The sequence below is a fragment of the Luteimonas sp. Soil_N_1 genome (assembly GCF_057656255.1).
Window position 1 is genome coordinate 2641400 of sequence record NZ_JBDGKS010000001.1, and the last position, 13795, is coordinate 2655194.

Genomic DNA, 13795 nt, shown 5'->3' on the forward strand with positions numbered 1-13795 from the left:
ATTCCGGGACTGTCGTGTGGTGCGGCGAGGAGATGATGGGTTTCGCTGCGCTCTACCCATCCTACGATCCGGCAAATGGATAGAGCCGCGCGGTTCTTCGCTAACGCGGGTCGAAAGCCGCAAGTCGCGCATCGAGCCACGGTGCGATGCGTGCGGTGGCGTCGCGGCCGGTCAGTTCGGCGTGCAGAAACGGCAACTCGATCGATTCGATATGCGCCGCATGCGCGACCCACAGCGAGGATTGCAGGTTCGGGCGGTCGGCGTGGTCGTTGCCGGCGCGCACGTACAGCAGCGTGCCATCGAAATGATGGTGGTGATGCAGGCGCACCAGGCGATTGGTGTCGGTCACCGCGCGCACGACGCCGTCGAGCACCGCGCCCGGCAGATTGCCCAGCGCGCTGTCGCCGCGACGCAGGAAGTCGACGATCGCGTCGCGCGTACGCAGCGCGGGATACGCATCCGGGTCGTAGCCGGCAATTGCCAGCAGCGCGCGCAGTGCGGCGATGGCATCGGGCTCGGGCTCGGCGCGCCAGACCTCGGCGGGATACGCGTCGAGCAGTGCCAGCACACCGACCTCGCGACCCAACGCGCGCAGGCGCACGGCCATCGCCTGGGCAAGGATGCCGCCGACCGACCAGCCGAGCAGATGCACGGGACCGTCCGGCTGCAAGGCGACCACGCGATCGGCGTACTCGGCCGCCAGCGCGTCAATGCTGCCGGGCAGCGCCTGCGCGAGGTCGAGCGCGGGCGACTGCAAGCCGTACACGCTGCGGGCGGGCGCAAGTGCGCGCGCGAGGTCGCGATAACACCAGGCGATGCCGCCGGCCGGGTGCACGACGAACAGTGGCGCACGAGCAGGTTCGCCCTGCGCGAGCGCGATCACCGGCGCCAGACCGTGGTCGGGATCATCGCCCTCGCCCGCGTCGAGTGCGGCGGCGAGTCCTTCGACTGTCGGCGTGGCGAACAAGGCACCGAGTCCCGGATCGCGGCCGAACGTCTGCTGGATCGCAAGCAGCAGATGCACCGCGAGCAGCGAGTCGCCACCGAGCACGAAGAAGTCGGCGTCCGCACCGACGCGCTCGACGCCGAGGGCGTCCGCGAACAACGCGGCGAGCGTGGATTCGGTCGGCGTGCGCGGCGCGACGAACGCGCCCGCCTCGAACGCGGGTGCCGGCAAGGCGTCGCGGTCGAGCTTGCCGTTCGCGGTGACCGGCCAGTCGGCGAGCGCGACGAAGGCAGACGGCACCATGTAATCCGGCAACTGCGCGGCGACGAACGAGCGCAGCGACGCAGCGTCGAATTCGGCCGTGGGTTGCAGATAGCCGACCAGACGCCGGTCGCCGGCGCGGTCCTCGCGCACGATGACGGCCGCCTGCGACGCGAGTCCGCTGGCAACGATGGCGGCTTCGATCTCGCCAAGCTCGATGCGCAGACCGCGCAACTTGACCTGGTGATCGCTGCGACCGAGGAATTCCACTGCGCCGTCGTCACGCCAGCGCGCGAGATCGCCGGTGCGGTAGATGCGTTCGCCCGGGAGATGCGGATCGGCGAGAAAGCGTTCGGCGGTCAGATCGTCGCGCCCCAGATAGCCGCGCGCGAGCTGCACGCCGCCGAGATACAGATCGCCGACGACGCCGGGCGGCAGCGCGCGCATGCGCGCATCGAGCACGTACAGCCGTGTGTTCCAGACCGGGAAGCCGATCGGCACCGGGCGCGACGTGTCGTCCGCGCTGGCCGGCCAGAAACTGACGTCGACCGCAGCTTCGGTCGGGCCGTAGAGGTTGTGCAGTTCCGCATCGACCGTCGCGTGGAAGCGGTCGCGCAGGTCGGCATCCAGCGCCTCGCCGCTGACGAAGACGCGACGCGTCGTCAGGCCGCGCGCTTCGGGTGCGGCCAGGAACGCGGCGAGCATCGACGGCACGAAATGCAGGGTGGTGATACCGGCCGCGCGGACCAGCCGCGCGATCGCGACCGGGTCACGATGCGCATCCGGGGGTGCGACCACCAGCGTGGCCCCGGCCAGCAGCGGCAGGAAGAATTCCCAGACCGACACGTCGAACGTGGCGGGCGTCTTCTGCAGGATGCGATCACTGGCATCGATGCCGTAATGCGTGCGCATCCATTCGAGGCGGTTGACGATTGCACGATGTTCGACGACGACGCCCTTGGGCTCACCGGTCGAGCCGGAGGTGTAGATGACGTAGGCCGCATGCTGCGGATCGACGGACGGCAGCACGCCGTCGTACGCGCTCTGCGGCCAGTCGTGCGGCGAGAAGCGCGGCGCATCATCCGGCCAGTCGATCCCGTCGTCTGCGTTCGCGAGCAGTGAGACCGACTGCGCCGACCGCAGGATGCGCGCGCGTCGCTCGATCGGATGCGCGAGGTCCATCGGCAGATAGGCCGCGCCGGCGCGCAACACGGCGACCAGTGCGACGACGAGTTCGATCGAGCGCGGCAATGCGACCGCGACGACCGTGTCGGCACCGGCGCCACGCGCGTGCAGCGCCTGCCCGAGTGCGCGGCTGCGTGTGTCTAGTGCGCGGTAGGTCAGCGTCTCGCCGTGGAACACCAGTGCCGGCGCGTCGGGCGTGGCCGCCATCGACGTTTCGATCAACGCGACCAGCGTGGTGTCCGGCACCAGATGCGCGGTGGCATTGAAATCGAACAGCGTGCGCGCCGCTTCGGCGGGTGTCGCCAGCGGCACGTCGCCGAGCCGCGTATCCGGCTGCGCCGCAATTTCGAACGCGGCAGCGAGGAAGGTGCGCAGACGCGTCGCGTGCGACGCGACGTCGGACGGCGCGTACAGATCGGGATTGGCCTCGATCTCGAGATCGAGCGCCTGCACGCCATCGCCGCGGAAGCCCAAGGTAATGTCGTCGACCGGTCCGGTGCCGAGGATTTCCATCGACGCGCGCGTGCCGGCGAGCAATGTCGGCCGGTAAAACGGCTGCACATTGATCAGCGGACCATGCAGGCGGCGCTGACCGCCGATCAGGCCGAGATCACGCCGCAGCTGCTCGCCGCGGTAGCGACCATACCGGCGGCCACGCAGCAGCGCACGGATCATCGTCTGCATGAAGTCCGCAACGCTCGCATCCGGCAGCGCGGGCACCCGCAGCGGCAACACGTTCATGACCATCGCCGGCACGCGCGCGGACGCACTGCCGAGCCGGCCCATGAAGGGCACACCGACGACCGCTTCGCCCTGCCCGCCGAAGCGCTGGCAGTAGGCGGCGGTGAGTGCGGTCAGCACGTCCGGCCAGGGCTGGCCGAGCGCAGTGGCCGCGCGGGCGAGGCCGTCGCGGAAGTCCGCGTCGAGCGCTTCGACGTGACGCAGGCAATCGGACGCGGCATGGGCAAATCCGCCGCCGAGCCCCGACACGGCCGGCATGCCGGCCAGCGTCTCGTGCCAGTACGCCGCATCGGTCGCGCGCTTCTGCGAAACGCGATAGCTCGCGTCCTCGGCCAGCACGCCATCGAGCGGTGCGAAGGTCGTACCGGCAGATGCATCGGCATACAGCGCACAGGCGCGCTCGGTCAGCAGCGCCATGCCGTAGCCGTCGGTCGCGAGGTGATGCACGCGCAGGTACCAGACATAGCGATCGCCGCCCAGCAGGTACAGCCGCTGCAGCGCGAGACGATCGCGCGCGGGATCGACCGGCGACAGCCGATCGCGCGCCATCGCCGCACGCGCGACGGCATCCGGCGCAGACTCGGCGGACAGGTCGACGACGTCCAGATGCGGCACGTGACCCGCGTCGATCCACTGGATCGGACCGTCGCCCGCCTCGCGCATACGCAAGGCCAGCGCCGGCGCCTCGTCGGCGGCCTGGTCCGCCGCGCGCACGAAGGCATCGACATCCAGCGGGCCGTCGATCCACAAGGCGTGCGCGGTGTTGAATGCCGGGTTGTCCGGCGCCAGCCTCTGCGCATACCAGAGGCCGGCCTGCGCTTCGGTCAGCGGCCAGCCCGTGCCTGACGCGGCGGCATCGGCTTCGACGCGGGACGCTGTCGCGGTCATCCGGCGGCGGGCGTGTCGCGCTGCAGGTCCTGCACGACCTGCCACCAGCCGGCGAGCGTGGTGTGCTCGGCGAGATGCGAGAACTCCAGCGCGATGCCGTGCTCGCCCCAGGCCATGACCAGGCCCAGCACGCGCATCGAATCGAGACCGAGGTCCATCAGGTTGTCGTCGTCGCGCACGTCCTCGGGCGCTTCACTGATCAGCTTGGCGACATCGGCGCGCATGCGCTCGAGGGTCAAGGGGCCGGTACGGTCCACAGTCACTGCAGCATCTCCAGAAGTCGGTCGGTGGTCAGCGGCACGCCGCAGGTGCGCGCGATCCAGTGCAGCGCGAGGTCGTGATCGGCGCGCGAGAAATCGGCGACCGCATCGGCGACGACGAAGGTCTCGATGTCGCGCTGGAAGGCGTCGGTCGCCGTCGACAGCACGCCGATGTGCGCGTAGACGCCGGTGATCAGCAGCTGGTCGCGTCCGCGCGCGCGCATCAGCGTGTCGAGGTTGCTGCGCTGGAAGGCGCTGTAGCGGTGCTTGACCAGCACATGGTCGCCGTCGACGGGCGCCAGCGCCGCGATGATGGTCTCGTGCTCGGCGCTCGCCTGCATGCCCGGGCCCCAGAGATCGGCCTGCAGGCCGCGATCGCGGCGGTCCTGGTGGCCGCGCTGCGCGGTGTAGAACACCGGGATGCCGGCGCTGCGGCAATGCGCGAGCAGGCGCGCGAGGTTCTGTACCGCAGGTGCCAGCGGCGCGTCGTCCTGCGCGAATGCGGCGAGGAAGTAGCGCTGCATGTCGTGGACGAGCAACGCGGCGCGCTGCGGTTCGGGCACCCACTGGCCGCGCGCGGCCGGGAGTTCGGCGGCGGTGGGCAGCGGATACGGTGCGATTTTCGGCAGGCCCATCAGCCGGCGTCCTTCTGGTCGTCGAGGAAACGCGCGCGCAGCTGCGCACGCAATTCGCGGCGGCTGATCTTGCCGACCGCCGTGGTCCCGAACGCATCCACGAACACGATCTGGTCCGGCACCTTGAACGCCGCGAGACCGCGACCGCGCACCCAAGCCTTGAGCTCGGCCGGGCGCGGCTTCTCGTCACCGGGAATCACGAACGCGCAGCTGCGTTCGCCGAGGAATTCGTCGGGAATCGACACCACCGCCGCATCGAACACCTGCGGATGCGCGAGCAGATGGTCTTCGATCTCCTCGGCCGAGATCTTCTCGCCGGCGCGGTTGATGTGGTCGGTCGCCCGGCCCTGCACGATCAGATGGCCGCTCGGCAGGCGCTGCACCATGTCACCGGTGCGGTAGAAACCGTCGTCGGTGAACGACCGCGCATTCGCCGCGTCGTCGTTGTGGTAACTGCGGATCGTGTACGGGCCACGCGTCAGCAGATGGCCCACTTCGCCCTCGGCAACCTGTGCACCGTGATCGTCGACCACCAGGACTTCATCGTCGGCGCTGATCGGTCGGCCCTGGGTGGTCAGCACGAGCTTGTCGGCATCGTCGAGACGCGTGTAGTTCACAAGGCCTTCGGCCATGCCGAATACCTGCTGCAGCGTGCAGCCCAGGCCCGCCACCACGCGGCGCGCGGCTTCCGGCACCAGCTTGGCGCCGCCGACCTGCAGCACCTGCAGGCTCGACAGATCAAACGCGGTCTTGCCCGCGGCATCGGCCCACAACAGCGCGAGCGGCGGCACGAGGCCGACGCAGGTCACGCGCTCGCGGGCGATCAGCGGGAACGCGGCATCGGGCCCCGGGCCGGAACTCAGCACCACGCGCGCGCCGGCGTACAGCGCGCCGAAGAAACCGGGCGAGCTCATCGGAAAATTGTGCGCGGCCGGCAGCGCGACCATGTAGACGCTATCCGCATCGATGCCGCACAGATCGTTGCTGGCGCGGAAGCTGTAGATGTAGTCGTCGTGCGTGCGCGGAATCAGCTTCGACAGGCCGGTACTGCCGCCGGAGATCTGCAGGAACGCGACGGACTGCGGATCTGGATCGCCCGGCAACGCGTCGCGCGCGCCGTCGAGTGATTCGATGGACACGAACTCGGCCGCGTCGCCGACGACGAAGACCTGCCGCACTGCCGGCACCTCGGCCTGCAGTTCGCGCGCGAGCGTGCGGTAATCGAAGGTCTCATAGCGTGCCGCGCAGACGTAGGCGCTGGCTTCCGACTTGCGCGCGAAGTGCGCGACCTCGGTCAGGCGATGCGCGGGCAACGCATACACCGGCACCAGCTGCGCGCGGAACAGTGCGCAGACCACGGCGATGAACTCGGGAATGTTGCCCAGCTGCACGACGACACGGTCGCCGGGTGCGAGGCCCTGCGCGAGAAGACCCGCGGCGATGCGTTCGGCCTCGGCCCACAGCTGCGCATAGGTCCAGCGCGTGTCGCCGCCGACGACCGCGATCGCATCGGCGAACCGCGTCGCGCGCTCGCGCAGGAAGCCGGGGAAGGTCTCACCGCGCCAGTGGCCGGCGGCGCGGTAGCGCGCGACGAACTCGTCGGGCCACGTCTGCCGCAGCGGCACGGTGTGTCGGGATGCATCGGTCATGCGGAACAGGGGTCCTGGTGTGTCTTCAGGCCGCGCGGGCGTCGTCGATGCCGAGCGCGTTTCGCAGGGCCATGAACTTCGCCGCGGTCTCGTCGACCTCGAGCGCGGGCTGCGAATCGGCCACGATACCGGCCCCGGCGAACAGATGCATCGCGTGGCCCTGCACGCGCGCGCAGCGGATCGCCACGTACCAGTCGCCGTCGCCCGACGCATCGGTCCAGCCGACCGCACCGGCGTAGAAGCCGCGGTCGAAGGGTTCGAGATCGCGGATCGCCTGCAGCGCCGGCAGACGCGGCGTGCCGCAGACCGCGGGCGTGGGATGCAGCACGCCGGCGAGCGTCGCCGACGAGATGTCGTCGGTCTTCAGCGTGCCGGTGATGCGCGTCGCCAGATGCCACATCGTCGCGGTCGCATGCAGCGACGGTCGCGGCGGCGCCTGCAACTGGCTGCACAACGGCGCGAGGCCATCGAGGATCGCTTCGACGACGAAGCGGTGCTCGTGCAGATCCTTGCCCGAGGCCAGCAGCGCATCGGTGCGGCGGCGGTCTTCGGCCTCGTTGCCGACGCGACGCGCCGAACCGGCCAGCGGATGCGAGACGACCGCGCGGCCACGACGCGAGACCAGCAGCTCCGGCGTCGCGCCGACCAGCCACGCAGGCGCTTCGCCTGGGGCAACCGGCAGCGGCACGACATAGGTGGTTACGCTGGCATCGCTGCCGAGCTTGACCGCGAGCACGTGCGGATCGATCGGCGCAGCACCTTCCACGCGCAGTCCGCGCGCGAGCACGACCTTGCGCAGCGCGTCGTCGCCCGCGGGCGCATCACGCAGCACAGCGACACAACGCGCGACCGCGTCGGCGTAATCGGCCGCAGGCGGCAGTTCCGCCGCAGCGAACAGCGGGCCCAGCGTGGACGGCAGATTGCCGGTGCCGGGCGTGGAGAAGCGCTCGGGCTGATACAGCGCGTCGTCCTGGTGCGGATCGAACGGCAGCGCGCCGACCAGAAGAGCCGGTCCACTGCGCGGCGTGGCGAAAAATGTGGCGACGCGTTCGCCGAGCGTCGCTGCGGGGCCAGCCGGCAGACGGCTGCGGATGCCGTCGGTCGCCAGACGCCGGTCCGGCGCGTGCAGGCGGAACAGGCTGGCGACATCGCCGGTCAGATCGCGCGCTTCAAGGGCGCGGGTCGCGCTCATGCGGGGCGCCTCGCGTGCAGCGTGGCGACCAGCGACAGCACCGCGAGCACCACGCCGACGAACAGATACGGCGCCGACGGCGACCAGCGATACAACAGCGTGCCGAGCAGCGGGCCGGCGACCATGCCCATGCCCTGCACCGCCGCGACCGTGCCCGCCGCCGCGCCCTGCTCGTGCGACTCGACCGAATCGGCCGCCAGCGCCTGGAACGACGGAAACACGAAGCCCATGCCGAACGCGGCGAATCCATAGGCCGCCAGCAGCTGCCATTGCACGGCCACCAGCGCCGAAGACGCGAAACCGATGCCCGAGACGAGCGCGCCGAACGCGATCCAGCGCGCCGGCGGCACCGACTTGAAACGCATCACCAGCGACTGGGCGAAGATCAGACCGATGCCGACCGCGGTCAGCGCGAGACCGGCGACGCGCGCGCCATCGGCCGGCGACAGCTGCAGTCGGTCGATCGCGAAAAAGCCGACGACGACCTGGGCGATCGTCACCGAGACCATCGCCGCGAACACGGTGAACACCGGCAGGCGCAGACGTGGATCGGCCAGCGCCATGCCCGTCTTCGGCTTCTGGTGCAGGCTGTCGGAAGGCGGCGTGTCGGGCAATCGCCACCACAGCACGACCAGCGCCAGCAGCGGCAGCGCCGCGGCGATGTACAGCGCCAGTGCGATGCCGTGGAAGGCAATCCAGCCGGCCGCAGCCGGGCCCAGCACCATGCCCAGCGCATTCGCGGTGCCGAGCTTGGCCATCGCACTGCCGCGCAGACCGGGCGCCACCTCATCGGCAACCAGCGCGCCGGCGGTCGGCGGAATCGCCGCATAGAACAGGCCGATCAGCGCGCGCGTGCCCACCAGCATCGCCACCGACACCAGTACCGCCGGCGGCGACCGCAGCGCCACATCCACGAACACCGCCATCGCGATGTAGACCACGGCGTAGCCGGTCAGACCGATCAGCAGCACGCGTCGACGACCGATGCGATCGCTCAACCGGCCCCAGCGTCGCGCCGACAGCATCCACAGCACACCCGCGGCGGTGACCGACAGACCGGCATGCCACTCGGCCAGACCCAGCAGGCGCACGACCGGGCCGACCACCGCGACGAAGGCCATCATCGCCATCGTGCCCACGAGGGCAGTGAACACCAGCGCCGGCAGGGCGGACGCGGTGGGGCGCGCAGGGGTCGCTACAGACATCAGGGTCTCGATTTTCCAGAGCCGCCGGGCCCGGCCGGCGACCGGCGCGTCGGCAAGCGATGCGACGGGCCATCAGCAGGCGCATCTAATGCGCTGGCGGTGCACGAATGATAACAGGTCGCATTTGGAGGCGGCGCGGAAGGCCTGCCGGAACGAACCGTTCCGGCAATGTCTTCTATTTGAGAATAATTCTTATTACAATCCCGCCGCCGTCGACGCCTGCCGTCCGACGCGCCCCGTCCCAGCCGTCGCCAGAGGACTTTCCCCACATCTCTGGATTCCGACATGCACGCCCGTTCCCTGCCCCGCCCGCGCGGCCCCGTCCTGCTGCCGCTCACCCTCGCTCTCGGTCTGGTCCTGTCGTCCACGGCGAATGCCGACGACGCCGACGCAGCGCCGCGCAGCCTCGATACCGTCGTGGTCACGGCCACGGGCGTGCAGCAGTGGATCAAGGACGCGCCGGCCAGCATCAGCGTGATCACGCGCGAGGAAATCGAGCGCAAGCCGGTCAGCAGCATCGGCCAGTTGCTGAGCACCATCCCGGGCGTCACCGGTGGCTACGCGCTCTCCGGGGCACAGGCGAAGATCCGCCTGCGCGGGCTGCCCGAGCAGTACACGCTGATCCTCATCGACGGTCGCCGCCAGGGCAATTCGTCCGGCGTGAACTACCGCGACAACCTCGGTTCGCAGGATCTCGACTGGCTGTCGCCGGACATGATCGAACGCATCGAGGTCGTGCGCGGCCCGATGTCGTCGCTGTACGGCTCGGATGCGATGGGCGGTGTGATCAACATCATCACCCGCAAGATCGCCTCCGAATGGGGCGGCAACGTGACCCTCAATCACAGCACGCCCGATTCCAGCACGCGTGGCGACACCACCCAGCTCGGCGCGCAGTTCAGCGGCCCGCTGACCGACCGCCTCGGTCTGCGCGTCGGCGCCAACCTGACCGATCGCGAATCCGACACCGGGCGTGGCCAGACCCCGGGTAACCGCGCGGAAACCGCGAACGCCCTGCTCGCCTGGCGCATCAACGACGATCACTCGGTCGCGGTCGAGGCGTCGCGCGGCGTGCAGCGCAATACAGGTGCCGGCCTGGTCTCCGCATTCGGCCTGTCCAGGCTGGTCCACACCGGCTACGTGCTCAGCCACGACGGCCGCTACGGCAACGCGTCGACCTCCAAGACCACCCTGGTCACCAACGAATACGAAGACAGGGGCAGCGCGGTCGGCAACCAGTCCAAGGAAACCGTGTTCGATGCGGTGTTCAACACCGGCTTCGATTGGGGCTTCGCGCATGCGCTCAATGTGGGCGGCCAGTGGAAGCGCGAGGAACTGCAGAACGTCGACACCATCGGCACGGTGCCGGTGACCTGGACCGGCAGCGGCCGGATCAGCCCGAAGAACGCGGCCGATGCCTGGGCGCTGTTCGCCGAAGATCACGTCTCGCTGCGCGAGAACCTGATCCTCACCCTCGGCCTGCGCTGGGACAACACCGAGAACTACGACGACAACCTGAGCCCGCGCATCTATGGCGTCTGGCATCCGTCCGAGGCGTGGACCGTCCGCGGCGGCGTCTCCCGCGGCTTCCGCGCACCCAACCTCAAGCAGGGCACGGCCGGCGCGGCGACCCAGTCCGGCGGCAACGGCTGCGGCAGCCTGACCGCCGAAGGCTGGTCCAACAACACCAGCGCGCCGGGCTACCGCCCCAATGCCGACGGCACGCGCGGCTGCTACATGGCAGGCAACCCGAACCTCGAACCGGAGACCAGCACCAACTACGAGATCGGCGCCGGTTTCGACCGCGACGGCTGGTCGCTGGCGGCCACCTACTTCCATACCGACTTCGAAGACAAGATCGAGCAGGTCCCGCTGCGCGACCTGCCGGGCTTCGATTCGAGCTACGTCAACGGGTTCTGGTGGACGGTCGCGCAGAACATCCAGGAAGCGCGCACCCGCGGTGTCGAGGCCAGCGTCCGTGTACCGCTGCATGCGCGTCTGGGCTGGAGCGTCAACGCCACCCGGATGCTGGAGTCCAGCAACCGCACCACCGGTGCGAACCTGCTGGTCGTGCCGAAGATCACCGCCAACACCTCGCTGGACTGGCAGGTCACCGATGCCTGGTCGCTGTATCTGACCGGCCAGCACGTGGGCGAACAGCTGGTCGCCACCAGCACCGCCACGTTCGCCAAGGCCTACACCACGTGGGACGTGGGCACCGGCTTCCAGGTCAACCGACACCTCACCCTGCGCGCCGGTGTCCGCAACCTGACCGACGCCTCGACGCTGGAAGAGGGCCTCAACTATGACGGCGGTGCACGCACCTTCTTTGCCGGCGTGACCGCGCGCTTCTGATTGCGTCACCCGTGGGCGCGGCGCCGCAGGTCGGCGTCGCGCCCGACGGTGAGTCAGAAGTGCCCGGCGCGACCACCTGGAAGGCGCCGGTGCACGCCCGACGGCTGAACACAGATCTGTAATTAAGAATTATTCGTATTACAATTCTTCACGCCTGCTGAACGTCTCCGCGCCCCGCCGCCCCGTGCGACACGCGCCGTGACGCCTGCTCGCAGGCATTCCCATGTCCAATCGCGGTCCCCCATGCGCACGTCCTCCCTCCCGTTCCGCCCCCACCGTTCGATGCTCGCCTGCGCGATCGCAGTGCTGCTCGCCCAGCCTGTCTGGGCGCAGGACGACGATGCCCGCACGCTGGACACGGTGCGCGTGACGGCCGAACAGATCGCGCGCCAGGCACTGGGCGCATCGACGATCCTGGCCGACGACATCGAACGGCAGCCGCCGCGCAACGACATCTCCGAGTTCCTGCGCACCCTGCCCGGCGTGAACCTCACCGGCAATTCCACCAGTGGCCAGCGCGGCAACAACCGCCAGATCGACATCCGCGGCATGGGCCCGGAGAACACGCTGATCCTGGTCGATGGCATCCCGGTCTCGAGCCGCAACTCGGTGCGCTACGGCTGGCGCGGCGAGCGTGACTCGCGCGGCGACACCAGCTGGGTGGCGCCCGAGCAGATCGAACGCATCGAGGTACTGCGCGGCCCGGCCGCGGCGCGCTACGGCAACGGCGCCGCCGGCGGTGTGGTCAACATCGTCACCCGTGCGCCCTCCGACGCCTTCGGTGGCTCACTCAACCTCTACGGCTCGGTGCCGACGCACGGCGTCGACGGCGGCAGCCAGCGCGCGGGCCTGCAGATGAGTGGTCCGCTGTCGGACCGCCTGTCGTTCCGCCTCTCGGGCAGCGACGGCAAGGCGGACTCGGACGATTTCGACATCAACCGCGGCCACGCGTCCAGGCGCACAGGCAGCAACGCCGGCACATTCCCGGCCGGTCGTGAAGGCGTGCGCAACCGCAACGTGTCGGCCAAGCTGCTGTGGGACATCGCCCCCGACCACCGCATCGACTTCGGCGCAGGCTTCAGCCGCCAGGGCAACCTCTACACCGGTGACACCCAGAACACCAACCGCAACCCGGAAGTGCTCAAGTGGCTCGGCGCGGAGACAAACCGCGTCTACCGCCAGACCTTCGATCTCAGCCATCGCGGTGCCTACGGCGACGCCACGCGCTCGCTGGTCTACGCGGCGCTCGAGCAGACCCGCAACACGCGTCTGCTCGAAGGCCTGGCCGGTGGCACCGAAGGCATCTTCATCGTCGACGGCGGTTTCGGCGACATCGACCTGCGCACGGCCACCCTGCACGGCGAGATCAACCACACCATCGACGGCGCGACCGTCGACCACGTGCTGACCTTCGGCGCCGAATGGGTCGACAGCCGGCTCGAGGACACCGCGTCCGGTCTCAAGAACCGCAACCCGCAGCCGAACGTGCCGGTGCCGCCGACCACGTGGGACGGCCGCACCGATGCGCGCATCGCCTCGGTGTTCGTCGAGGACAACCTCTACATCGGCGACCGCCTGACGGTGACGCCGACCCTGCGCTACGACCATCACGACCGCCACGGCGGCAACCTCAGCCCGGCGCTCAACACCGCGTTCGAGTTCCTGCCCGACTGGACCCTGCGGGCCGGCATCGCCCGCGCCTACAAGGCGCCCAACCTCTACCAGAGCAACGCCGGCTATTCGCTCTACAGCAACGGCATCGGCTGCTGGGGCGGCGGCGGTGCCTGCTTCCTGGTCGGCAACGATGCGCTGGACGTCGAGACCAGCATCAACAAGGAACTGGGGGTGCAGTTCGCCGACGGTCGCATCCAGGCCGGGCTGACCTGGTTCCACAACGACTATCGCGACAAGGTCGAAGCCGGCCACGTGATCGTCGACCGCGTCGGCACCGTCAACGTGTTCCGCTGGGACAACATCCCCAAGGCCGTGATCGAAGGCCTGGAGGGCAGCCTGGAGCTGCCGCTGGGCGATGCCCTGCGCTGGAACACCAACGTGACCTGGATGCTCGAGTCGGAGAACCGCAGCACCGGCGACGCGCTGTCGACGATTCCCGAATACACGGTCAACACCGCGCTCGACTGGCAGGCCACGGCGCGTCTGGCGCTGCTGGCCCGCGCCACGTTCTACGGCGAACAGACCCCGCAGCGTCTCGACTACCAGGGCCGACCGGTCACCGGCAGCGCCGCCGACCGCATGCCGCCCTACAGCCTGGTCGGCCTCAGCGGCCGCTACCGCATCACCGACCGCGTCAGTGTCGTGCTGGGCGTCGACAATCTGCTCGACAAGCGCATCTTCCGGCGCGGCAACGCCTCGGGCGTCAACCTCGGCACGCCGAACGAGATCCAGGGCGCGGGCGCGTGGACCTACAACGAAGCTGGACGGGCATGGTTCGTCAGCACGAACATCGGGTTCTGATGC

Annotated in this window: 8 protein-coding genes; 2 read left to right on the forward strand and 6 right to left on the reverse strand. The window is 69.5% G+C overall.

The genetic code is table 11. From position 1 onward, the window contains the following. Positions 1-100: 100 nt before the first annotated feature. From AC3A4E_RS12310 to AC3A4E_RS12335, 6 genes are read right to left on the reverse strand one after another with little or no spacing between them, the layout of a single operon-like run. Complete coding sequence (locus AC3A4E_RS12310) at positions 101-4021, reverse strand: amino acid adenylation domain-containing protein (RefSeq protein ID WP_487631728.1); 3921 nt, start codon at positions 4019-4021, stop codon at positions 101-103. Further along, the gene (locus AC3A4E_RS12315) at positions 4018-4245 is read right to left on the reverse strand and encodes a phosphopantetheine-binding protein (protein ID WP_487632071.1); all 228 of its coding nucleotides are present in this window, start codon (positions 4243-4245) and stop codon (positions 4018-4020) included. Before AC3A4E_RS12315 ends, AC3A4E_RS12310 begins: the two co-directional genes overlap by 4 nt. 35 nt (positions 4246-4280) lie before the next feature. After that, the gene (locus AC3A4E_RS12320; protein WP_487631729.1) at positions 4281-4916 is read right to left on the reverse strand and encodes an isochorismatase family protein; all 636 of its coding nucleotides are present in this window, start codon (positions 4914-4916) and stop codon (positions 4281-4283) included. Then, positions 4916-6565, reverse strand: a complete 1650-nt coding sequence (locus AC3A4E_RS12325; RefSeq protein WP_487631730.1) for a (2,3-dihydroxybenzoyl)adenylate synthase — start codon at positions 6563-6565, stop codon at positions 4916-4918. The genes AC3A4E_RS12320 and AC3A4E_RS12325 overlap by 1 nt, the downstream gene beginning before the upstream one ends. 25 nt (positions 6566-6590) lie before the next feature. Further along, positions 6591-7757, reverse strand: coding sequence for an isochorismate synthase (locus AC3A4E_RS12330; protein ID WP_487631731.1), 1167 nt, complete (start codon positions 7755-7757; stop codon positions 6591-6593). After that, entirely contained in the window at positions 7754-8962 is a 1209-nt protein-coding gene (locus tag AC3A4E_RS12335; RefSeq protein WP_487631732.1) for an MFS transporter, read from the reverse strand. The genes AC3A4E_RS12330 and AC3A4E_RS12335 overlap by 4 nt, the downstream gene beginning before the upstream one ends. 285 nt (positions 8963-9247) lie before the next feature. Here AC3A4E_RS12335 and AC3A4E_RS12340 point away from each other — a divergent pair, with 285 nt between their 5' ends. Next, the gene (locus AC3A4E_RS12340; protein WP_487631733.1) at positions 9248-11317 is read left to right on the forward strand and encodes a TonB-dependent receptor domain-containing protein; all 2070 of its coding nucleotides are present in this window, start codon (positions 9248-9250) and stop codon (positions 11315-11317) included. A gap of 243 nt (positions 11318-11560) precedes the next feature. Then, positions 11561-13792 carry a FepA family TonB-dependent siderophore receptor gene (locus tag AC3A4E_RS12345; RefSeq protein ID WP_487631734.1) on the forward strand — a complete coding sequence of 744 codons (2232 nt, stop codon included), beginning with the start codon at positions 11561-11563 and terminating at the stop codon, positions 13790-13792. Positions 13793-13795 lie beyond the last annotated feature (3 nt).